Raw genomic sequence first — 20,703 nt, 5'->3', positions numbered from 1 at the left:
CCGCCCCCCCCGCGCCCGCCCCCCCCCCCCCCGCGCCCCCCCCCCCCCCCGCGCCCCCCCCCCCCCCCCCCCCCCCCCCCCCCCCCCCCCCCCCCGAGGCTCAGCGCAGCAGGGGCACGGCACCTGGCCGCCGTGTCGGCCGGAGGCCGACGATGTGCACAGCTACGCCTCGAACTTGTAGCCGAGGCCGCGGACGGTCACCAGGTGCTCGGGGTTGGCCGGGTCCGGCTCGATCTTCGCCCGCAGCCGCTTGACGTGGACGTCGAGCGTCTTGGTGTCGCCGACGTAGTCCGACCCCCAGATGCGGTCGATGAGCTGGGCCCGGGTCAGCACCCGGCCGGCGTTGCGCAGCAGCAGCTCGAGCAGGTCGAACTCCTTGAGCGGCAGGGAGACCGGTTGCCCGTCCACGGAGACGACGTGCCGGTCGACATCCATGCGCACCGGACCGGCCTCGAGCGCGCCGTCGGCGACGGCCTCGGGCTCGCCGCGGCGGCGCAGCACCGCGCGGATGCGGGCGACGAGCTCGCGGGCGGAGTAGGGCTTGGTGACGTAGTCGTCGGCACCCAGCTCCAGGCCGACGACCTTGTCGATCTCCCCGTCCTTGGCCGTGAGCATGATGATCGGGACGTTGCTGCGGCTGCGCAGCGTCCGGCACACCTCGGTGCCGGGCAGGCCCGGCAGCATCAGATCGAGCAGGACGATGTCCGCCCCCTGCCGGTCGAACTCGTCCAGCGCCTGGGGTCCGGTGGACGCGACGACCGCGTCGAAGCCCTCCCGCCGCAGCATGTAGGACAACGCGTCGGAGAAGGACTCCTCGTCCTCCACCACGAGCACCCGGGTCATGACCGTCCTTCCGTGGGTCCGCCGACACGGGAGACGGCGGACGAGGGGAGACCGGGGCCGGTGGCCCCGGGAGAGGGTGCGGCGTGCGGCGCGTCGGGGGAGGCTCCCTCGCCGACCGCGCTGCCGGGGGCGGCCGCCAGGGGGATCCGCAGGGTGAAGGTGGACCCGAGGCCCTCCTCGCTCCACACGCTGACGGACCCGCCGTGGTTGCTGGCCACGTGCTTGACGATCGCGAGCCCGAGGCCGGTGCCGCCGGTGCTGGAGGCGCGGGACTGGTCCACCCGGTAGAAGCGCTCGAACACCCGGGAGCGGTCCTCGCGCGGGATGCCGATCCCGCTGTCGGTCACGGCGATCTCCGCGAAGCCCGAGCGCGCCCGGGCGGCCACGGCGATCCGGGTGTCCTCCGGGCTGTAGGTGACGGCGTTGGCCAGCAGGTTGGTGACCGCCGTCGCCAGCTGCGCCTCCACCCCCTTGACCACGAGGCCGCGCTCGCCGCCCACGACGATGTCGATCCGCTTGGCCGCGGCGGCCAGGTTGGTGCGGTCGGCCGCCTCGTGCAGCACCGTGTCGACGTCGACGGGGACCAGATCGGGCAGCGGCTCGCCACCCTGCAGGCGGGAGAGGTCGATGAGCTCGCGCACCAGCCGGGCGAGCCGGTCGGCCTCGTGCGCCATCCGCGCGGCGAACCGCTGCACCGTCTCCGGGTCGTCGGCCGCGTCCTGCACCGCCTCGGCGAGCAGGGCCAGCGCCCCGACCGGCGTCTTGAGCTCGTGCCCGACGTTGGCGACGAAGTCCCGGCGGACCTCCTCGACCCGGCGGGTCTCGGTCACGTCCTGCAGCACGAGGGCCACCGGGCCGGGGGCCGGGGCCGGCCCGCTCTCCAGGCGGACGCCGTGCGCCCCGACCAGCCGCGGCCCGCCGCCGACCAGGTCCCCGGGCAGGGAGACGTCGGCCCGGCGGCTGCCGCCGTCGCGGACCTCCCGAGCGACGCGCAGCAGCTCGGGGACGAGCAGGCGGGTGCCGCGGACGATCCCCAGCGCGCGGGCGGCGGGGTTGGCCAGGACGACGGACTCGTCCACGTCCAGGACGACGACCGCGGGGTCCATCAGGTCGACCAGCCGGCGCGAGAGGAGCTGCTCGATCGTCGGGTCCGCCTGCACCCGCACCGGTTCCTCGGCCAGGCGACGGCGCGTCACGACGACGGCCGCGACGAGGACTGCACCCACGACGAGGCCGGTCACGAGGGCGACCAGCGGGCTCACGCGGCCGATGCTAGGCCGGGCGCGCCCCGCGTCATCCCCCGTGCGAGTGGCGCCACGACGCCGCGCCGGGACTGTTCACCGCCCGGAGTCCCCGCGTTCACCCTGGGGGCCGGGCGACGTCGGGGAGCCGGGCCTACCCTCGGGAACCAAGCGGCGAGCGCCGGAGCAACCGGCACGCGCCCAGACCGCCCGGTTCCGACGTGGGCCGACGAGGAGGGACCGCTCGTGCGCGAGCACTACCGCGAGGAACTCGAGGACATCAACTCCTGCCTGGTCGAGATGGCGAACTCGGTGGGTTCGGCGATGAGCACGGCCACCACGGCCCTCCTCGACGCCGACGTCGCCCTCGCCGACCGCGTGATCGCCGGCGACGAGCACATCGACCAGGTCCGGGAGAGCATCGAGCAGCGCTGCTTCACGCTGCTGGCCCAGCAGCAGCCGGTGGCCACCGACCTGCGCACCGTCACCGCGGCCATGCGGATCGTCGCCGACCTCGAGCGCATGGGCGATCTCGCCGTGCACGTCGCCAAGGTCGCGCGCATGCGCTTCCCCGACCCCGCGGTGCCGCAGGAGGTGCGGCCGCTGTTCCTCGAGGCCGGCCACATCGCCGAGAGCCTGGTGAGCAAGACCGCGACCGTCATCGCCAAGCTCGACGTCGAGGCCGCCGGCCGGCTCGAGGCCGAGGACGACCTGATGGACCGGGTGCACCGGCAGCTGTTCGCCGAGCTGCTGGCCGACAGCTGGCCGCACGGCATGGAGCAGGCCATCGACATCACCCTGCTCGGCCGCTACTACGAGCGCTTCGCCGACCACGCGGTCAGCGTCGCCCGCCGCGTCGTGTTCCTGGTGACCGGCGAGATGGAGCTGCGCAACTCGGTCGGCTGACCGCTCCTGCGGTGTTCCTCGTGCTGCTGCGGTGTCACGGCACCGCAGGAGCACGGGAGGAACCGCAGGAGCAGGCCGCTACTTCTTGCCCTGGTTCCGGACGGCCTCGATGGCTGCGGCCGCGGCCTCGGGGTCCAGGTACCGCCCGCCCGGCTCGGTCGGGCGCAGGTCGTCGTCGAGGTCGTAGCGCAGCGGCACGCCGGTCGGGATGTTGAGGCCGACGACCTCGTCCTCGCCCATGCCGTCGAGGTGCTTCACCAGCGCCCGCAGGCTGTTGCCGTGGGCGGCGACGAGCACGGTGAGACCGGCCCGCAGGTCCGGGACGACGGCGTCGTACCAGTACGGCAGCATCCGGACGACGACGTCGGCCAGGCACTCGGTGGCCGGCCGGACCTCCGGCGGGAGCATCGCGTAGCGCGCGTCGCCGTCCTGGCTGTACTCGCTGCCCGGCTCGATCGGCGGCGGCGGCGTGCTGTACGACCGCCGCCAGATCGTGAACTGCTCCTCGCCGTACTCGGCGAGCGTGGCCGCCTTGTCCTTGCCCTGCAGCGCGCCGTAGTGCCGCTCGTTCAGCCGCCACGAGCGCTTCACCGGGATCCACTGCCGGTCGGCGGCGGCGAGGGCCAGCTCGGCGGTGCTGATCGCCCGCTTGAGCACCGAGGTGTGCACGACGTCGGGCAGCAGGCCCGCCTCGACGAGGAGCTCACCGCCCCGGGCGGCCTCCGCGCGACCCTTCTCGGACAGGGGCACGTCGACCCAGCCGGTGAAGAGGTTGGCCTTGTTCCACTCGCTCTCGCCGTGGCGGAGCAGCACGAGGGTCCCGGTCACGGGCCCATCCTGCCCGACGGCCGGGACCACGCTGCAGCACCCCGGGTCAGGAGCCGGGGGCCTGGCCCGGACGCGTGCGCCGCTCCGGATCGGCGAAGTCGGCGAACGCCTCGAGGTTGCGCAGCGACTCCCCGCGCCGGACCCGCCACTCCCACTCCCGCTTGATCGAGGTGCCGAAGCCGATCTCGAGCATGGTGTTGAAGTGGTCGTCGGCGTAGCTGAGGACGGCGCCGAGGACCCGGTCCAGCTCCGCGGGGGTCACCGCCGCGTGCGGCAGGCGCCCGGTGAGGTACACGTCACCGACGGCGTCGATGGAGTACGCCACCGCGTACATGCGCGCGTTGTGCTGCAGCAGGTAGGTCCACAGCTGCTCGCGGTTCTCGTCGGGCTGGCGGCAGACGAAGGCCTCCACCCGCAGCGAGTGCTCGCCCACGATCAACCCGCAGACGGTCTTGAGCTTCTTGGTGCCCGGCAGGTCGACCAGCCAGTTCCCCGGCGCCGGGTGCTCGTGCACCAGTTCGTTGTCCCGCAGCGTCGCGTCGATGACCGCGTCGAGCTCCTCGACGCCGCGCCGGGCCGCGCCGCCGTCCGCCGGGCTCACCGTGCCACCTGGGCACCCGCGACCGCCCGCAGCCCGCCGCCGCGGCGGCGGCGCGCGACGCCGGCCATCTCCGCGGCCGCGGACGTGTAGGCCTCGACCAGGGAGTCGGCCGTGCGGTCCCAGGAGAAGGCAGCCGCGTGCCGGCGGGCCCCGGCCGAGAGCAGCTCCCGGCGGCCGAGCACCGCGCCGACCGCGGCGGCGTAGTCCGCGGGATCGCGGCCGTCGACGAGCACCCCGGAGAGGCCGTCGCGGACGGCCGTCCGCAGGCCGCCCACCGCCGCGGCGACCACGGGCGTGCCGCACGCCTGGGCCTCGAGGGCGACCAGGCCGAAGGACTCGTTGTGGCTCGGGACGACGGCGACGTCGGCGGCCCGGTAGTGCTCGGCGAGCCGGTCGGGCGGCTGCGGCGGGAGGAACCGCACCGCGTCGGCGATGCCGAGCGAGACGGCCAGCTCCTGCAGCTGCCGCGGCGCCTCCAGGCCCGAACCGCTGGGCGCACCGACGACCTCGACCCGCAGCCGGCCGCGCAGCCCCGGGTCGTCGGCGAGCATCCGCGCCGCGGTCTCCAGCAGCAGGTCCGGTCCCTTCAGCGGCTGGATGCGGCCGACGAAGAGCAGCACGACGGCGTCCTCCGGCAGGCCGACCGACCGGCGGGCGGCGGCGCGGTCGGCGGGCCGGAACCGGTCGAGGTCGACGCCCGGCGGCACGACGAGCGTGCGCCCCGGGTCGGCGCCGTAGTGCTCCACGAGCTGGCGGGCCTCGTCCTCGGTGTTGGCGATCAGCCGGTCGGCCTCGGCGACCACCTGCTCCTCGCCGATGACCCGGGCGCGCGGCTCGGGCCGGTCACCGGCGGCCAGCGCCGCGTTCTTCACCTTCGCGAGGGTGTGCGCGCTGTGGATCAGCGGCACGCTCCAGCGGTCCCGGGCGAGCCAGCCCACCTGCCCGGACAGCCAGTAGTGCGAGTGGACGACGTCGTAGTGCCCGGGCTCGTGCTGGGCCTCCTCGCGCAGCACCGCGGCGGTGAAGGCGCACAGCTGCCCCGGCAGCTCCTCCTTGCCCAGCCCCTCGAACGGCCCGGCGGTGACGTGGCGGACCAGCACCCCGGGAGCCATCTCGACGACCGGCGGCAGGTCGCTGGAGGTCGCGCGGGTGAAGACGTCGACGGCGATGCCGCGGGCGGCCAGCCGGCGGGAGACCTCGACGATGTAGACGTTCATGCCGCCGGCGTCGCCGGCACCGGGCTGGTCCAGCGGGCTGGTGTGCACCGAGAGCGTGGCCACCCGCTGCGGCGGGCCCGGGGCGTGCAGGCGGGCGACCACGCGGAGGACCTCCCTGCCCGGACCCGACGACGCAGATCTCGCTCGCGGGGGTCCGGCGGGACACCCCTGTCGGCCTCCCATCCTGCAACAGGGCCAGGATGAGGGCATGTCCGGTCCGTCACACGCAGCCGAATCGCCCGGCTCCGGTCGCACCGCCGTCGTCACCGGCGCCTCCAGCGGGATCGGCGCCGCGACCGCCGAGCGCCTGGCCGCCGAGGGCTTCGACGTCGTCCTCGGCGCCCGCCGGCTCGACCGGCTCACCGCGCTCGCCGACCGGATCGGCGCGCGGGCGCTGCCGCTGGACGTGACCGACCCGGCGTCGGTCGACGCCTTCGTCGCCGGCCTGGACCGGGTCGACGTCCTGGTCAACAACGCCGGCGGCGCCTTCGACGCCAAGCCGGTCGCCGAGGCCGACCTGGACTCGTGGCAGCGCTCGTTCGACGTCAACGTGCTCGGCACGGTCCGGCTCACCAAGGCGCTGCTGCCGGCGCTGCGGGCCTCCGGCGCGGGCGACGTCCTGTTCGTCGGGTCGACCGCCGGCCTGGTCAGCTACGAGGGCGGGGCCTCCTACACCGCCGCCAAGCACGGGGTGCACACGCTGGCCGGGACGCTGCGGCTGGAGCTGGTCGGCGAGCCGATCCGGGTGATCGAGATCGCGCCGGGGATGGTGCGCACCGACGAGTTCGCGCTCAACCGCACGGGCTCGGCCGAGGCCGCCGCGGCGGTGTATCGGGGGGTGCGCGAGCCGCTGGTCGCCGAGGACGTCGCCGACTGCATCGCCTGGGCGCTCACCCGCCCGCACCACGTGAACGTCGACCTGCTCGTCGTCCGGCCGCGGGCGCAGGCCGCGCAGCACAAGGTCCACCGCGAGGCGTAGCCATCCGCGAGATCTGCACACTCGTCGCCATCAGGGGCTGATGGCGACGAGTGTGCAGATCTCGTCGAGGTCAGGCGGGCGGTGCGACGGCCGTCGGTTCCTGCTCGAGCCGCACGCCGAAACGCTCCTCGACGGCGGCGACGACCTCCGCGGCGAACGCGAGCAGCTCGGCAGCGGTCGCGCCGGGCTCGGTGGTGAGCGCGAGGCTGTGCCGCGGCGAGGTGCCCACCCGGCCGCGGCGGGTGCCCCGGCCGTAGCCCGCCGACTGCACCAGCCACGCGGCGGACAGCTTCACCCGGCCCTCGCCGGCCGGCCAGCTGGGGCAGCCCTCGACGGCACGCGCGGCGGGCACCACCGGGTTGGTGAAGAACGAGCCGGCGCTGCGGGTGTCGGGGTCGGCCGGGTCCCAGACCATGCCCTTGCCGCGGCGCAGCCCGAGCACGGCCTCGCGGACGGCGGCCAGCGGCGCCGTCCGCCCCAGCTCGACGCCCAGCGCGCGGGCGAGCTCGGCGTACCCGACCGGCCGGGACACCTCCGACGGCGTCAGCGCGAACCCGACGGTGAGGACGACGAACCGGCCCGGCTCCCGCTTGAACCGGCTGTCGCGGTAGGCGAAGCCGCACTCGGCGTTGCCGAACGTCCGCTCGCGGCCCTCGACGCGGTCCCACACCCGCACGGTGGTGACGACCTGGGCGACCTCCTGGCCGTAGGCCCCGACGTTCTGCACCGGCGTCGCACCGGTCGAGCCGGGGATGCCGGCCAGCGCCTCGATGCCGGCCAGGCCCGCACCGACGGTGTGCGCCACCAGGTCCTCCCACGGCTCGCCGGCCTGCACGACCAGCTCGGCGCCGCCCTCGACGTCGCGGCGCCGGACCCCGCGGGAGCGCACCAGGACGACGTCCCCGGCCCAGCCCTCGTCCGGCGCCACGACGTTCGAGCCGCCGCCGAGCAGCAGCAGCGGGCGGCCGGCCTCGTCGGCGTCGCGCACCGCGGAGACGAGCTCGGCGGCGTCGGCGACCTCGACCAGCCGCGCGGCCGGCCCGCCGACCCCGAGGGTGGTGAGCGTGGCGAGGGGGACGTCGGAGCGGACCTGCACGCGCCCACGCTAACCGCGACTACCCTCCGGACCGGTGAACGAGGCGAGCGGCGGCGACCACAAGCGCCGCGCCGTCCTGCCGGGCGCCCCGCGCAAGGCCGGGCCGCGGCTGGCCGCCGGCCGGGCCCGCGCACTCGGCCTGCCCACCCGCGGCACCACGAACGCCAACCGGTTGCGCCGGGTCGACCGCTGGCTGGTCGCCACCCAGGTGCCCCGGCTGCGCGACGCCGCCGTCCCGCTCGTGGTCGACCTGGGCTACGGCGCCTCGTCGGTCACCACCGTCGAGCTGGCCGAGCGGCTGGCGCCCCGGGTGCCCGGACTGCAGGTCGTCGGCCTGGAGATCGACCCGGAACGGGTCGCCGCGGTGGCCGGCGACCGCGACCCCCCGCGGCTGGACTTCCGGCTGGGCGGCTTCGAGCTGGCCGGCCTGCGCCCGGTGGTCGTCCGCGCCTTCAACGTGCTGCGCCAGTACGACGAGGAGTCGGCCGCCCGCGCCTGGACGACCATGTGCGCCGCGCTGGCACCCGGTGGGCTGCTGGTGGAGGGGACCTGCGACGAGTGGGGACGGCGCTCGGCCTGGGTGGCGCTGGACGCCGGCGGTCCGCTGACGCTGACCCTCTCCGCGCGCGTGGCCGACCTGGAACGCCCCTCGGACCTCGCCGAGCGGCTGCCCAAGGCCCTCATCCACCACAACGTCCCCGGTGAGCCGGTGCACGACTTCCTGCGTGCCTTCGACGCCGCCTGGGCCGCCGCGGCGGGGCTGTCGGCCTTCGGGCCGCGGCAGCGGTGGGTGGCGGCCGCGCAGGGCCTGGCCGACTCCGGCTGGCCGCTGATCGGTGCGACGCGCCGCTGGCGGGACGGCGAGCTCACCGTCCGCTGGCCGGCCGTCGCGCCGCGGACCTCCGGATGAGCCGCCGGTCCGCCGGGCCGCCGCCGCCGCCACCGGGCCGGGTCGCGGTGGCGGGGGGCGTCGCGGAACTGCTCGGCGACGCCGACCGGGACGGGTCCTGGGTGCTGCTCGTCGACGACACCCCGCAGTCCCACGTCGACCTCGCCGACCCGACCCACCTGGAGTTCGAGTACGTGCGGCGGATGGGGCACGTGCTCGACACCGCCGCCCCCGAGGGCGCGCCGCTCGACGTCCTGCACCTGGGCGGCGGCGCGCTGACGCTGGCCCGCTACGTCGCGGTGACCCGGCCGGGCTCGCGGCAGCGGGTGGTCGAGGTCGACGAGCCGCTGACCGAGCTGGTCCGGGCGCACCTGCCGCTGCCGCGCGGCGCCCGGGTGCGGGTCCGCGCCGCCGACGCCCGCGCGGGCCTGGCCGCCGCGCACACCGGCGGCAGCGACGTCGTCGTGTGCGACGTGTTCGCCGGAGCGCGCACGCCGGCACACCTGACCACCGCGGAGTTCACCACCGACGTCCACCGGGTGCTGCGGCCGGACGGTGTGTACGTGGCCAACATCGCCGACGGGCCGCCGCTGCGCTTCGCGCGCGCCCAGGTGGCGACGCTGCGCGCGGTGTTCGCCGAGGTCTGCCTGGTCGCCGAGCCGGGCACCTTCCGCGGCCGCCGCTTCGGCAACCTGGTGGCGGTGGCGTCCGACGCGCCGTTGCCGGTGGCCGCGCTGACCCGGCGCTGCGCCGGGGACCCGATGCCGGCGCGGGTGGTGGAGGGCGACGACCTCGACCGCTTCACCGGCGACGCCCGGCCGGTGACCGACGCCGACGCAGCGCCCTCGCCCGAGCCGCCGCCCGGGGTCTTCACCCGCTGAGCGCGGACCGGAGGGGTCGGCCTACCAGCCGGAGTTGTCGCGGCGCAGGCCGCGGACCGCCGGGCGCACGTCGACCAGGTACACGACGGCGGCGATGACCGCGGGCAGCCCGAGGAACGTCATCGGGCCCATGAGGAACAGCACCAGCGTGGCGACGGCGGTGATGCCCACCCAGGCCGGCTTGGTGAGCTTGCCGGCGGCGACGTAGCCCGGCGCCGGCCGGATGACGGCGTCGACGAGGGCCCAGACCGTGAGCGCGAGCGTCCCGTAGTACACCGCGACGTACACGAGGCCCTGGAACTCCATGACGGGAGCGTACCCGCGCCGCAGGCCCGGGTGCGGCCGCGGCGAGGCAGTCGCACCGCCCGGGCGGACCGGTCCGCGGGCGCGACAGGGCCCCGGAGCGCAGGTGCAGCTCCGGGGCCCTGGTCGTGTCCCGGCCGGAGGCCGGGGGTCAGCGCGTCACGCCGAGGGGTCGGCCTTCTTCGCCGGGCGGGTGCGGGTCACGCGGGCCGAGGTGGTGCTGGCGGCCCGGCCGCGGGCCGGGGTGGTCCGCTTGCGCGCCGGCTTGGCGGCGGGCTCCTCGGCGGCCTCGAGGCCGGCCTTGGCGGAGTCGGCGGCCTCGTCGACGGCGGCCTCGGCCTTGGCGGCGGCCTTGGTCGCCTTCGCGGCGGTCTTCTGCGCGACCGAGGTCACCGTGTCCGACGCCTCGGCGACGGTCTCGGCGCCGTCGGCGAGCACGTCCTCGAGGGTGTCCTCGACGGCGTCGACGGCGCGCTCGGCGCGGCCGACGACCTTGCGGAAGGCCGGCTGGCGACGCAGCTCGTCGACGACGGTGGCGCCGCGCTCGGCCAGCGTCTCCAGCGTGCTGACGGCCTGGGTGCGGGCGGTCTCGACCAGCCCGGTCACGGTGGCGCGGACGGTCTCCGGCTTCACGAACTCGCCGAAGTGGACGGCGCTGGTGCGGGCGGTCTGCACGGCGCCGCGGGCGCGCTCGGCGGCCTGCTCGGCGCGGGTGCGGGCCTCCTTGGCGGCCAGGTCGGCCTGGACCTGGGCCTCGCCGGGCAGGGCCTCGGCGCGGCTGCGCAGCTGGCCGACCACGGCGCGGGCGCGCTCGACGGCCAGGTCACCGGCGCCGATGGTCGCCAGCAGCTGGGTCTTGTAGGCCTCCAGGGCCTTCTCGCCGTAGGTCTTCAGGGTCTCGGTGGTGGTGGTCATGCCGACTCCTCCGTGGGGTCAGGGGTGGGGGTCTTCTGGCTGGCGGCGTGCTCGCGGACGTAGGTCTCGTAGAGCTCCAGGAGAACGGCCCGGTGCCGCTCCGAGAGCGCCTCGTCGGCGCGGATGGCGGCGACCGTGTCCGGGTTGCCCGACCGGCGGTCGAGGATGCCGGCCTGCTCGTACAGGGTCTCGGCCGAGATCCGCAGGCCCTTGGCGATGGCCGCGAGGATCTCCGCCGACGGCTTGCGCAGACCCCGCTCCACCTGCGAGAGGTAGGGGTTGCTCACCCCTGCGGTGCGGGCGAGCTCCCGGAGCGACACCCGGGCGGCGTTGCGCTGCTCCCGGATGAAGTCCCCGACCTGCGAGCCGGTGGCCGTGACCTCCGTCTTCGAGGCGGCCACCGTCTCCGCGACGCTGCCCGCGAGCTGGTCCACCTTGTCGCGCACGGTGGACACCTGCCCGCGGACGAACTCGCTCGGTGTCTGCACGTCCACGACGGTATCCGCCCCTGCTAGCTCCTGCAAGCGGAGGAGCTAGCACCTGGGGATGACGCTCGTCACGTGCCGAGATCTGCACACTCGTCGGCATCAGGGGCTGATGCCGACGAGTGTGCAGATCTCGCCGGGTCAGCCGGTCAGGACCGCCGCCGCCCGCACCTCGCCGACGACGCCGTCCCCACCGGTCACCGGCGTCACCCGCCAGGGCGCCAGGGCGTCGGCCGGGACCCCGAGGCGGCGCAGCGCCGCGGCGAGCGCGGGTGCGCGCCCGCGGTCGCCCCCGTCGTCCAGCTTGAGGGCGACCGCGCCGCGGCCGGGCAGCGCGGCCACGTGCACGCCGTCCGCCCCTCCCTTCACCAGCAGGCCGGGGACGGCGGCCATCAGGTCGGTGTCCTCCCGGCGGGTGCCGGCGACGTGCCACGGCTCGGCGCGCATGGCGTCGGCCACCCGACGGCCGGCGCTGCCCTCGCCGCCCCGGACCAGCGACAGCACCCCCCGGGCCAGCCCGGGAAGCGACAGCGCGTGCTGCGGGGCGCCGCAGCCGTCGACGACGACAGCGGTCACCGGCTCCCCGGCCGCCTCGCCCAGCCGCGCCTCGATCGCCTGCTGCAGCGGGTGGTCCCGGTGCAGGTACCCGTCGGTCGGCCACCCGGCGGCGACGCAGGCGGCGAGCATCGCGGCGTGCTTGCCCGAGCAGTTCATGGCCAGCCGGTCGGCCGCGCGCCCGGCGACGAGCCACCGGGCGCGGGTCGGCTCGTCGGAGGGCAGCGCCGGCGGGCAGCCCAGTGCGGCCGCCGTCAGCCCAGCGGCCGCGAGGATCCCGGCCGCCAGGTCGCGGTGGCCGTCCTCGCCGGAGTGCGAGCCGGCCGCGATGGCGAGCTCGGCGGCCGACCGCGGCGCCCAGCCGGCGTCGAGGTAGGTCGTGGCCTGCACGGGCTTGTTCGAGGAGCGGGGCAGCACCGGCCGGTCGACGTCCCCCGCGCAGGAGACGACGTCCCCGTCGGCCGAGAGGACGACGAGCGCCCCGCGGTGCACCGACTCGAGGAACCCCGACCGCCACACCTCCACGAGGACCGGGTTGTCCGGCCACCTCCGGCCCTCGTGCAGCGGCCCGCCGCGAGCGGGGCGAGTGGTGGGGGGCACGGGGTCCTCCTACCGCCCTTCGTCGGCGAGCAGCGCGGCGACGTCGGCCTCGCCGTTGCGGTAGCGGCGGGCGAGCTCGCCGGCCAGGCCGTCCATGACCTGCTGGACGCCCCGCCGGCGTTCCGACAGCGACCCCTCGGCCGCGGCGAGCGCGCGGGCGGCCTCCTCCAGGACGGCGTCGGGCAGCTCGCCGATCGCCAGCAGATCGACCCCCGGCGTGAGGGCGTTCACCCAGGTCTCGTACGCGTCGGGCGCAGCCGGCTGCACGGTCTGGTGCCGGCCGAGACCGTGCGCGGGCCCCCGCCCCTTCTCGGCGAGGATCTCCGGCAGCAGGTCGACCAGCGACCGGCCGTCGTGCTCGGCCCGGCGCTGGAGCTCCCGCCGGACGATGTCGAGCCGGCCCTGCAGCAACCGCCGCGTGTAGGAGAGGTTGACCTCCTCCTGCTCGGCCCGGCGCCGCAGCCGGCGCACCTCGGCCATGGGGCTCCCGACGGCGGAGTCGAGGAAGCCGGGGTCGAGCAGCGCGTCGACGGCGGCGCCGCCGGCAGGCGGGTGCTGGGTCATCGGATCTCCACGGACGTCGGGTCGGGGGCGGATCGGGGCGCGGGCGACCCGGCGGGCGGGCCGAGGAGCAGGGTGCGGGCCGCGTCCGGCGACAGCGGCGGCCGCTGGGCGATGCGGGCGAGCCCGGCCGCCCGGGCCACCAGCTGCAGGTCGGCCCGCGCCGGGTCACCGGCCTCCGGCGGGCCGTCGGCGGCACCGGCCCGCACGTGGCCGCCGGCCGACAGGGCGGCCAGCAGCACCGGCAGGGCCGCGCCGCCCAGGCCCGCGGCGGTCCAGGACACGCCGGCCGGCAGCCGCTCGAGGCAGGCCGCGAGGGCCGGCAGCGTGCCCGGCAGCCCTCCGGCGGCGCCCAGGACCAGGCTGACGTGGACGCCGGCGGCGCCCGTCCGGGCGGCCAGCTCCGGGAGGACGGCGAGATCGGCGAGCGTGCCCGCCTCGAGGACCGGCGTCCCGCCGCAGCGGGCCAGCTCCGCGGCGAGCTCGGCCAGCCGCGGCTCCGGCGCGCCGGAGGGGAGGACGACGAGGTCGGCGCCGAGCGCCGGGTCCGCGGCCTGCACCAGCAGGTCGGTCTCCTCGCGCAGCGCCGCCACGGCCTCGCGCGCCGCCGCCGGGGCCAGCGGCGGCAGCACCACCACCGAGGCGCCCACGGCCTGGCAGTCGCGCGCGGTCGCGGCCAGCTCGTCCGGCGCCGCCGCGGCGGGCGCCACGGTCACAACGGTCCCCGAGGTCACGCCGCTCCCCCTCGGTTCCGCACTCGCTGCCGCTCCTCGCTCGCCGGCGCCCGCTGCGGTGCTCGCCCGCGCGTCACGCTCGAGGAGGAATGGTCGCAGACCGGACCGCCCTCACCCGCTCCCGGGCCACGGCCTGTCCCGCGTCGAGGGCCGCCGGGACGTCGTCGGGGTCGATCGACGCGCGGGACCCGCCGACGGTCAGCTCGGCGTCCGCCGCGACCGACTGCTTGACCAGCGCCAGCGCGACGACGCCGAGCTCGTGGTGGCGGACGACGGTCCCGGCCCGGCCGACCTCCCGCGCGCCGAGCTGCACCGGCGAACCGGGCGCGGGCAGGTCCTCGCTGACGCCGTCCAGGTGCAGCAGGACCAGCCGGCGGGGCGGCCGGCCCAGGTTGTGCACCCGGGCCACCGTCTCCTGCCCCCGGTAGCAGCCCTTCTGCAGGTGGACGGCGGTGCGCAGCCACTCCACCTCGTTCGGGATGGTGCGGTGGTCGGTGTCGGCACCGAGCCGGGGACGGCGGGCCTCGACCCGCAACGCCTCGTGGGCGTCGAGCCCGGCCAGCCCGGCGCCGGCGGCCAGCAGGGCGTCGGCGGCGGCGTCGACCCGCGCGCGGGGCACGACCAGGTCGACGACCGGCGCGCCGTCCCCGATCGGTGGCATGCGGCGGGCCCAGCCGCCGTCGGGCAGCGGCTCGACGGCGTAGGGGGCGGCCGGCACGGGGAGCCCCGCGGCGGCGAGGACGTCGTCCCCGCGCGGGCCCACGAGCGTGAGCACCGCCCACGCGTCGGTGACCAGCGCCGGCTCGACCCGGAGCATGAAGCGCATCCGGTCGAGGAAGGTCTGCAGCGCCTCGCCGGTGCCGGGCTCCACGTCCACCCGGACGGCGCCATCGAGCTCGGCGACCACCAGGTGGTGCTCGACGTGCCCGTTCGGTGACAGGACCAGGGCCTCGGTGCCGGTGCGGTCGGCCAGCTGCTCCACGTGCTGGCTGAGCAGGCTGTGCAGCCAGCTCAGCCGGTCGGCTCCGCCGACGGTGAGGACGTCGCGGTCGCTGCGGTCGACCAGCCCGGCGCCCTGCGCGAGCAGCCGCTGCTCCCGCAGCGGGTCGCCATAGTGGCCGGCCACCGCCCCGCTGTCGACGGCGACGGCCCCCGGTCGGGACAGCAGGGGTGAAGCGGTCACTCGATCAGTCCTCGTTCCCACGCTCGCGGCACGACCGGCACGTCCCGGAGAGCGCGACGTGCCCGATGTCCAAGGTGAAACCCAGCTCGGCGGCCAGACGTTCCGCGGCGGCGTCGAGCAGGTGCGGATCGGCGGAGTCGATCGCGCCGCAGGACTGGCAGACCACGTGCAGGTGCGGGTGCTCGAAGGCGTGGTAGACCGGCGCGCCCTTGCCCAGGTGGGTGTGCCACACCAGGCCCAGCCGCTCGAGCACCTCGAGGTTGCGGTACACGGTCGAGGTGTCGGGCGCCGCGCCGTCCGGCCCGGCCTGCTCGCGCAGCCGGGCTCCGATGGCCTCCGGCGTGGCGTGCTCGAGGGCGGCGACGGCGGCGAGCACCTGCTTGCGCTGGGTGGTCAGGCGCATGCCGCGGGCACGCAGCCGCTCGGCCAGCGGCGCGTCCTCCGCAGCGGTGGGTCCGTCCACGCGTCGACTGTATGGCCCCCGGGCGGGATCCCGCCCCGGGCTCGCGACGGGGTTCAGCGGTCCTCGCCCCGGGACAGCGCGGCCAGGTCGGCGAGCAGGCCGGCGTAGGCGGCGGCCGGCACGCCGTCCACGGTCGGCCCCGGCTCGCCGGTGACGCCGTCGATGCCGCCGGCCCCCGAGGCGGCGTCCAGCAGGGCGAGGTCCAGGGCCGGGTCCAGCAGCGCCCGGAGCCCGTCCCCCCGGTCGGGCACGGCGCGGGCGAGCGCGGCGACCAGCCCGTAGCAGCCCCAGTTCGAGGTGCCGGCGACGACGAGCGCACCGACTGGGGTGCGGCAGGCGATCTCGCTGCCGTGCGGGACGGCGGCGGCGACGACGTCCAGCGGCACGTTGCCCATGCCGATCTCGTTGCCGCCGTCGCCCACCGCGCCCGTGAGCAGGCCGGGGAGGGCGAAGGCGGCGTGCAGCGGTGCGGTGGAGGCGGTGATGTCGACCGCGCGCATCGTCATCACCCGGCCGTGCCGGTTGGGCCCGAGGCGCTCGACGGCGACCAGCGCGGCGAGGTCGAGGGCGTGCACGGCGGCGCGGACGTCGTCCTCGCCGGCCGTGCGGGGCAGGACGACGGCGGCGGGACACCCGACCGCGGCCAGGCACGCGTCGACCACCGGGCCGCACCACGCATCGGTCAGCACGACCGGCGCGCCACCGAGCAGGGTCAGCGCGCGGGCGAGGACGGCGGCGCCCACGGGCCCGTCGGTCTCGGCCGCCGGCCGCGGCGCCCAGGCGATGTGCACGCCGGTGACCAGCCCGATCCGCCGGCCGGCGGTGGCGGCGCCGGCGAGGACCGCCGCCAGCCGGCCGAGCTGGCCGGGAACGGCTGCCCCGAGCGCCGCCACCTCGCGCGCGCCGGTGCGCAGCAGGGCCCGCTCCAGCGCGTCCAGCGGCTACTCCACCGGGGTCCGGGCGTCGGCCAGGACCTGCTGCAGCACCGCCGAGTACCGCTCGGGGACGGCGTGCCCGCCGCGCGGCGGGAGGAACCCGGCGACCGTCGAGCCGGTGGCGGCGGCGAAGGCGGCGGCCTCCTCCCCCAGCTCCTGCACGACCGGCTGGCCGCCCCAGGAACGGGTGCCGGCGAGGTGGGCGAGGGCGGCGGCGCTCTCCGCCCGCTCCCCCACGCAGTCGAAGGGCTTGTCGGTGGCCCACAGGACCCGGAAGCCGTCGACCAGCGAGGGGTCGGCCAGCGGGTTGCCGCCGAACATCCGCTGTGCCTCGGCCGGGGTGAGGAACACGGCGAACACCAGGAAGGTGAACAGGCACTTGTCGCAGTGCAGGCACCAGCGCTGCGCCGCCTCCCCACCCATGTGCCGCTGGGTGTAGGAGCGGTTGCACGACAAGATGTGCTCGCGCAGCGGCAGCGCGGCGACCGCGGCCACCGTGGCCAGCTCGGACAGCTGCCGGGTGAGGCTGAAGTAGCCCACCCCGACCTCGGCGGCGGCCGCGGCGAACAACCGCTCGAACTCGTAGGACTTCGAGTACTGGTGGTTCACCGGAACACCGTCGACCGAGAGGGTCTCCTCGTCGGCGGAGCGCTCGTTGGCGAAGACGACCGGGTCGTACCCGCCGAGGACGGCGACCAGCGTGGAGATCGCCGAGTTGATCGCGGTCACCGGCACGTGGCCGTTGAGCCCGCCCTCCTGCGTCCGCCGGATCATCAGCGGGTCCAGCCGCCGCCGCACACCCAGCAGCGGGGCACCGGCCGCCCGGGCGACGTCGCGCTGCGCGTCGGTCGGGTTGACCGCCAGCGCGGTGCCGTCCGGGACGACGACGAGGGCCAGCGCGGAGTCCTTGCCGCCACCGACCGGCAGCAGCGCGCCCCGCCCGCCCGGGGCCGCCGCCGCGGGCGGGTCGACCACCTCGACGTCCCACCGGACGGCGTGCGGCAGCGGCAGCCGGTTGACCGCGGCGAACTCCCCGAGCCCCGGACCGTAGGCGGCCTCGGCGACGGCGAGCCCCGCCTTGGTCACCGGTCGGCGCACCACGACCCGGCCGGGCGCGGCGAGCTTGTAGTAGCTGGTGCCCATGACCAGGTGCACCAGGTCGAGGGCCGCGTCCAGTGCGGGGTCGGGCCGTCCGGGCGCGGTGTCGCGCAGCAGCGCCGGGTCCAGCGTCAGCCGCTCGGTGAACTCGTCGTCGCCGAGCCGGTAGGTGAACGCGGCCTCCCCGGTGGTGACGTCGAGGGTGCGGTCGGTGATCTCGAAGGGCGGGACGGTCATCGGGCGGCTCCTGGGAGGGCGGTCGCCCCGGCGGCGAGCACGAGCTCGGTGAACCGGGCGGCCAGCTCCTCGTAGTTGCGGAAGCGGTTGTAGCTGGGGGCGCCGGGCGAGAGCAGGACGACGCCGCCGGCGACCGCCGTCGCGACCGCCGTGGCGACGGCCTCCTCCAGCGACGCCGTCTCGTGCACGGCGACCCCCCCGCCGGCCGCCCTGACGTCGGCGGCCAGCCGGGCGCCGGTGTCGGGGACGGTCACCAGCGTGACGGTGCCGCTGCGGGCGACCAACGCCTCGGCCAGCCCCCGGTAGTCCAGGCCGCGGTCCTGCCCGCCGGCGACGAGCGTCACCGGCCGCCCGGCCAGCGCGTCGAGCGCGGCGAGCACCGAGACCGGGGTGGTGCTCAACGTGTCGTCGACGAAGGTCACCTCGCCCCGGCGGGCCACCGGCGAGAGCCGGTGCGGCAGCGCGCGGAAGGCGCCGACGGCGGCGGCGAGCGGACCGGCGTGCGCGGCGAGGTCCAGGCCGAGCAGCGCGCACCCGGCCAGCGCCAGCCGCGCGTTGCCGAGGTTGTGCTCGCCGAGCAGGTGCTCCGGCCGCAGCGCCGCGGCCAGCTCCGCGGGCACCAGGTCGTCCGGGTCGGCCAACTGCGCCGGGTCCAGGTGGCGCTGCACCAGCGCGCGCGCCTGCGGCGCCACCACCACCGAGCCCGGCGGGCAGGCGGAGAAGACGCGCAGCTTGTCGCGGTAGTAGGTGGCCACGTCGCCGTGCCAGTCCAGGTGCTCGGGCGCCAGCGAGGTGACCGCGCCCGCGCCGGCGAAGTCCGGCACGGCGGCCGCCTGGTAGCTGGAGATCTCGACGACGAGCGCGGCTCCCTCGGCCGTCCCGTCGAGCAGCACGTCGAGCAGCGGGGTGCCGATGTTGCCGGCGTGCACCGCCGGGCGGCCGGCGGCCCGCAGCGCCGCCGCGGCCAGCGCGCTGGTCGTGCTCTTCCCCTTGGTGCCGGTGACGCAGAGCGTGGGGACGGCGCGGTCGGCGAACTCGGCCAGCGCGACGCCGGTGCCGGTGGTCACGCAGGTGCGCTCGGCGAGCCGGCGGGCCTCGTCGCGGTACGGGCTGATGCCCGGCGACCGGAAGACGACCTCGCAGCCGGCCAGGTCGGCGACGTCGGCGGACGCGACGGCCCCGGGCGGCAGCGCCGCCGGGTCCACCGGGCGGCTGTCGACGACGAGCACGCCCGCCGCCCCGGCGCCCAGCGCGGCCCGGACGGCGGCCTGCCCCTCGCGGCCGTGACCCCAGACGCCGACCCGCAGCCCGGCGAGGTCCGCGAGCCGGACGGAGCGCTCCCGCGGGGGTGCTGCGGGGGCCGGCTCCACGTGTCCCACTCTACGGAGCCGCGCGCCGACGCCCGGCCACGAGGACGGTGCACCGCGGGTACGCTCCTGCGCGGTGTGCCGGGAAGTCTGGTCGGCGGCCTCCCACCCGACCCTTCTCCTTGGAGCGGCTCCGTGCCCAGCAGCGCGTCCCGAACCCCGCCGGTCCTCTCCCGGGGGACCTGGCCGGAGACGCAGCGGATCGCCCAGGTCCTGCGCAAGGAGACCGTCGGCGGCGTCCTCCTGCTCGTCGCCGCCCTGATCGCCCTGGTCTGGGCCAACTCGCCCTGGTCGGCGGCCTACGAGACGCTGCGCGACACCCGGGTCGGCCCGCACGCGCTGCACCTGGACCTGACGCTGGGCACCTGGGCCGCCGACGGGCTGCTCGCCGTCTTCTTCTTCGTGGCCGGGCTCGAGCTCAAGCGCGAGTTCGTGGCCGGCGACCTGCGCGACCCCCGCCGGGCGGCGCTGCCGATCGCCGCGGCGGTGGGCGGCATGGCGGTGCCCGCCCTGATCTTCGTGCTGTTCAACCTGGGCCGCGACGACGGGGCGCTGCAGGGGTGGGCCATCCCGTCGGCCACGGACATCGCCTTCGCCCTCGCCGTCCTCGCCGTCATCAGCACCCACCTGCCGAGCGCGCTGCGCACCTTCCTGCTGACGCTGGCCGTGGTCGACGACCTGCTGGCGATCATGGTGATCGCGATCTTCTACACGGCCGACCTCGCGGTCACCCCGCTGCTGCTGTCGTTCGTCCCGCTGGCCGTCTTCGGCTTCCTCGTGCAGAAGCGGATCCGCTCCTGGTGGCTGCTGCTGCCGCTGGCCGCGGTCACGTGGGTGCTCATGCACGAGTCCGGCGTCCACGCGACGGTGGCCGGCGTCCTGCTGGCCTTCACCGTGCCCGTGGTGCGCAGCGAGGCCGCGGGCGGCCCCGGCGCCGGCCCGGGACTGGCGGAGCACTTCGAGCACCGGATCCGGCCGATCTCGGCCGGGGTCGCCGTCCCCGTCTTCGCCTTCTTCTCCGCCGGCGTGACGATCGGCGGGCTCTCCGGTCTGGGCGCCTCGGTCACCGACAGCGTCGCCCTGGGCATCGTGGTGGGCCTGGTCGCCGGCAAGGCGATCGGCATCACGGCGGCCACCTGGCTCGTGGCCCGGTTCACCCGGGCCCAGCTCGACGAGAACCTGGGCTGGGCCGACGTCATCGGGCTGGCACTGCTCGGCGGGATGGGCTTCACGGTGTCGCTGCTCATCACCGAGCTCGCCTACGGCCTGGGCTCGCCGACCTACGACCACGCCAAGGTCGGCATCCTGGTCGGGACCGTCGTGGCGGCCGCGGTGGCCGCGGTGCTGCTGCGGCTGCGCAACCGCCGCTACCGGCAGATGTTCGAGGAGGAGCGGGTCGACCGCGACGCCGACGGCATCCCGGACGTCTACCAGGTGGAGACCGTCGACGACCGCGCCGAGCACGACCCCGACTGGCGGGGCGCGCCGCCGCCCGGGCGCACCGTGGGCGGTTCCGCCGAGGGCTGAAAAAGCTCGTTGCCGACCCCCTTCCGGCGTCGTACCGTCGAGGTACACGAGAAGGGAGGTGGTCCGTAACTTGCATGCTTACAGGACTCGTGAGGTGGCTGTCCGCTAGCCGCCGTCCAGATGGGCCGCCCGTTCGGAGTGGAATCCGAACGACGGCATGATCGCCCGTCCGTCGTACGGCGGCGAGCGACAACCGGACAGTCACCCGACCCCCGGGCCGCCGACCGTTGTCCAGTCGGCCCGCGTGCAGCCCCCCTCG

The 20,703-nt window shown here is 76.5% G+C and carries 22 protein-coding genes; 5 read left to right on the top strand and 17 right to left on the bottom strand.

Going from position 1 to position 20,703, the window contains the following annotated elements; all coding sequences use genetic code 11:
* Positions 1-162: 162 nt before the first annotated feature.
* Complete coding sequence (locus ACK586_RS01295) at positions 163-843, bottom strand: winged helix-turn-helix domain-containing protein (protein WP_409328649.1); 681 nt, start codon at positions 841-843, stop codon at positions 163-165.
* Positions 840-2,105 (bottom strand): sensor histidine kinase, encoded by a 1,266-nt coding sequence (locus tag ACK586_RS01290; RefSeq protein ID WP_409328648.1) that lies wholly within the window; start codon positions 2,103-2,105, stop codon positions 840-842. Before ACK586_RS01290 ends, ACK586_RS01295 begins: the two co-directional genes overlap by 4 nt.
* A 225-nt stretch (positions 2,106-2,330) precedes the next feature.
* Between ACK586_RS01290 and phoU the strand changes: the two genes are divergently transcribed.
* Entirely contained in the window at positions 2,331-2,990 is a 660-nt protein-coding gene (phoU, locus tag ACK586_RS01285; protein ID WP_409328647.1) for a phosphate signaling complex protein PhoU, read from the top strand.
* A gap of 78 nt (positions 2,991-3,068) precedes the next feature.
* Here phoU and ACK586_RS01280 read toward each other — a convergent pair whose 3' ends face one another.
* Genes ACK586_RS01280 through mshA form a run of 3 tightly spaced genes read right to left on the bottom strand, consistent with a single transcriptional unit; the run spans position 3,069 to position 5,738 of the window.
* Positions 3,069-3,818, bottom strand: coding sequence for a phosphoglyceromutase (locus ACK586_RS01280; protein ID WP_409328646.1), 750 nt, complete (start codon positions 3,816-3,818; stop codon positions 3,069-3,071).
* 46 nt (positions 3,819-3,864) lie between these two features.
* On the bottom strand, positions 3,865-4,419 hold the full coding sequence (locus tag ACK586_RS01275) for a YbjN domain-containing protein (RefSeq protein WP_409328645.1): 555 nt from the start codon (positions 4,417-4,419) through the stop codon (positions 3,865-3,867).
* Positions 4,416-5,738, bottom strand: a complete 1,323-nt coding sequence (gene mshA, locus ACK586_RS01270; RefSeq protein WP_409328644.1) for a D-inositol-3-phosphate glycosyltransferase — start codon at positions 5,736-5,738, stop codon at positions 4,416-4,418. The genes ACK586_RS01275 and mshA overlap by 4 nt, the downstream gene beginning before the upstream one ends.
* Before the next feature lie 106 nt (positions 5,739-5,844).
* On the opposite strand from mshA, the gene ACK586_RS01265 reads away from it, so the two are divergent.
* Positions 5,845-6,615, top strand: a complete 771-nt coding sequence (locus tag ACK586_RS01265) for an SDR family oxidoreductase (RefSeq protein WP_409328643.1) — start codon at positions 5,845-5,847, stop codon at positions 6,613-6,615.
* Positions 6,616-6,685: 70 nt separating this feature from the next.
* Here the strand turns inward: ACK586_RS01265 and ACK586_RS01260 are convergent, their stop codons facing one another.
* Positions 6,686-7,711, bottom strand: a complete 1,026-nt coding sequence (locus ACK586_RS01260) for a UDP-N-acetylmuramate dehydrogenase (protein ID WP_409328642.1) — start codon at positions 7,709-7,711, stop codon at positions 6,686-6,688.
* A 34-nt stretch (positions 7,712-7,745) separates the two neighbouring features.
* Here ACK586_RS01260 and ACK586_RS01255 point away from each other — a divergent pair, with 34 nt between their 5' ends.
* Both ACK586_RS01255 and ACK586_RS01250 read left to right on the top strand, forming a co-directional pair.
* A complete protein-coding gene (locus ACK586_RS01255; RefSeq protein ID WP_409328641.1) occupies positions 7,746-8,621 on the top strand; it encodes a class I SAM-dependent methyltransferase in 876 nt (291 codons plus the stop codon).
* Positions 8,618-9,481, top strand: coding sequence for a spermidine synthase (locus ACK586_RS01250; protein WP_409328640.1), 864 nt, complete (start codon positions 8,618-8,620; stop codon positions 9,479-9,481). Before ACK586_RS01255 ends, ACK586_RS01250 begins: the two co-directional genes overlap by 4 nt.
* Before the next feature lie 21 nt (positions 9,482-9,502).
* On the opposite strand, the gene ACK586_RS01245 is transcribed toward ACK586_RS01250, so the two are convergent.
* The 11 genes from ACK586_RS01245 to murD all read right to left on the bottom strand — a co-directional run bounded on the left by ACK586_RS01245 (position 9,503) and on the right by murD (position 18,920).
* Positions 9,503-9,787 carry a DUF2516 family protein gene (locus ACK586_RS01245; RefSeq protein ID WP_409328639.1) on the bottom strand — a complete coding sequence of 95 codons (285 nt, stop codon included), beginning with the start codon at positions 9,785-9,787 and terminating at the stop codon, positions 9,503-9,505.
* Between the two features lie 156 nt (positions 9,788-9,943).
* Positions 9,944-10,699 carry a hypothetical protein gene (locus ACK586_RS01240; RefSeq protein WP_409328638.1) on the bottom strand — a complete coding sequence of 252 codons (756 nt, stop codon included), beginning with the start codon at positions 10,697-10,699 and terminating at the stop codon, positions 9,944-9,946.
* The gene (locus ACK586_RS01235; RefSeq protein WP_409328637.1) at positions 10,696-11,187 is read right to left on the bottom strand and encodes a helix-turn-helix domain-containing protein; all 492 of its coding nucleotides are present in this window, start codon (positions 11,185-11,187) and stop codon (positions 10,696-10,698) included. The genes ACK586_RS01240 and ACK586_RS01235 overlap by 4 nt, the downstream gene beginning before the upstream one ends.
* Positions 11,188-11,325: 138 nt before the next feature.
* Complete coding sequence (locus tag ACK586_RS01230; protein WP_409328636.1) at positions 11,326-12,339, bottom strand: asparaginase; 1,014 nt, start codon at positions 12,337-12,339, stop codon at positions 11,326-11,328.
* A gap of 9 nt (positions 12,340-12,348) precedes the next feature.
* Entirely contained in the window at positions 12,349-12,903 is a 555-nt protein-coding gene (locus ACK586_RS01225; protein WP_409328635.1) for an RsiG family protein, read from the bottom strand.
* Positions 12,900-13,610 (bottom strand): 3-keto-5-aminohexanoate cleavage protein, encoded by a 711-nt coding sequence (locus ACK586_RS01220; protein WP_409328634.1) that lies wholly within the window; start codon positions 13,608-13,610, stop codon positions 12,900-12,902. The genes ACK586_RS01225 and ACK586_RS01220 overlap by 4 nt, the downstream gene beginning before the upstream one ends.
* A 97-nt stretch (positions 13,611-13,707) precedes the next feature.
* A complete protein-coding gene (ygfZ, locus tag ACK586_RS01215; protein ID WP_409328633.1) occupies positions 13,708-14,817 on the bottom strand; it encodes a CAF17-like 4Fe-4S cluster assembly/insertion protein YgfZ in 1,110 nt (369 codons plus the stop codon).
* A 4-nt stretch (positions 14,818-14,821) separates the two neighbouring features.
* Complete coding sequence (locus tag ACK586_RS01210) at positions 14,822-15,280, bottom strand: Fur family transcriptional regulator (RefSeq protein WP_409328632.1); 459 nt, start codon at positions 15,278-15,280, stop codon at positions 14,822-14,824.
* Between the two features lie 53 nt (positions 15,281-15,333).
* Positions 15,334-16,173: a glutamate cyclase domain-containing protein gene (locus ACK586_RS01205; protein WP_409328631.1), complete on the bottom strand. Its 840-nt coding sequence runs from the start codon at positions 16,171-16,173 to the stop codon at positions 15,334-15,336.
* Between the two features lie 48 nt (positions 16,174-16,221).
* Positions 16,222-17,550, bottom strand: coding sequence for a MurL-like N-terminal domain-containing (locus ACK586_RS01200; RefSeq protein ID WP_409328630.1), 1,329 nt, complete (start codon positions 17,548-17,550; stop codon positions 16,222-16,224).
* Positions 17,547-18,920, bottom strand: a complete 1,374-nt coding sequence (murD, locus tag ACK586_RS01195; protein WP_409328629.1) for a UDP-N-acetylmuramoyl-L-alanine--D-glutamate ligase — start codon at positions 18,918-18,920, stop codon at positions 17,547-17,549. The genes ACK586_RS01200 and murD overlap by 4 nt, the downstream gene beginning before the upstream one ends.
* A 132-nt stretch (positions 18,921-19,052) precedes the next feature.
* Here murD and nhaA point away from each other — a divergent pair, with 132 nt between their 5' ends.
* Positions 19,053-20,444, top strand: coding sequence for a Na+/H+ antiporter NhaA (gene nhaA, locus ACK586_RS01190; RefSeq protein WP_409328628.1), 1,392 nt, complete (start codon positions 19,053-19,055; stop codon positions 20,442-20,444).
* Positions 20,445-20,703 lie beyond the last annotated feature (259 nt).

The organism is Trujillonella humicola, assembly GCF_046233715.1.
In the GTDB taxonomy this organism is placed as follows: Bacteria; Actinomycetota; Actinomycetes; order Mycobacteriales; family Geodermatophilaceae; genus Trujillonella; species Trujillonella humicola.
The sequence above is the reverse complement of the archived record's forward strand: the minus strand, read 5'-3'. Positions and strand labels throughout refer to the sequence as shown.

What these genes read in the sequence shown, in the direction of transcription:
- ACK586_RS01225 (WP_409328635.1), bottom strand. Translation starts at nt 12,903, where the DNA reads ATGACCCAGCACCCGCCTGCCGGCGGCGCCGCCGTCGACGCGCTGCTC.
- ACK586_RS01240 (WP_409328638.1), bottom strand. Translation starts at nt 10,699, where the DNA reads ATGACCACCACCACCGAGACCCTGAAGACCTACGGCGAGAAGGCCCTG.
- ACK586_RS01250 (WP_409328640.1), top strand. Translation starts at nt 8,618, where the DNA reads ATGAGCCGCCGGTCCGCCGGGCCGCCGCCGCCGCCACCGGGCCGGGTC.
- ACK586_RS01245 (WP_409328639.1), bottom strand. Translation starts at nt 9,787, where the DNA reads ATGGAGTTCCAGGGCCTCGTGTACGTCGCGGTGTACTACGGGACGCTC.
- ACK586_RS01295 (WP_409328649.1), bottom strand. Translation starts at nt 843, where the DNA reads ATGACCCGGGTGCTCGTGGTGGAGGACGAGGAGTCCTTCTCCGACGCG.
- ACK586_RS01265 (WP_409328643.1), top strand. Translation starts at nt 5,845, where the DNA reads ATGTCCGGTCCGTCACACGCAGCCGAATCGCCCGGCTCCGGTCGCACC.
- ACK586_RS01200 (WP_409328630.1), bottom strand. Translation starts at nt 17,550, where the DNA reads ATGACCGTCCCGCCCTTCGAGATCACCGACCGCACCCTCGACGTCACC.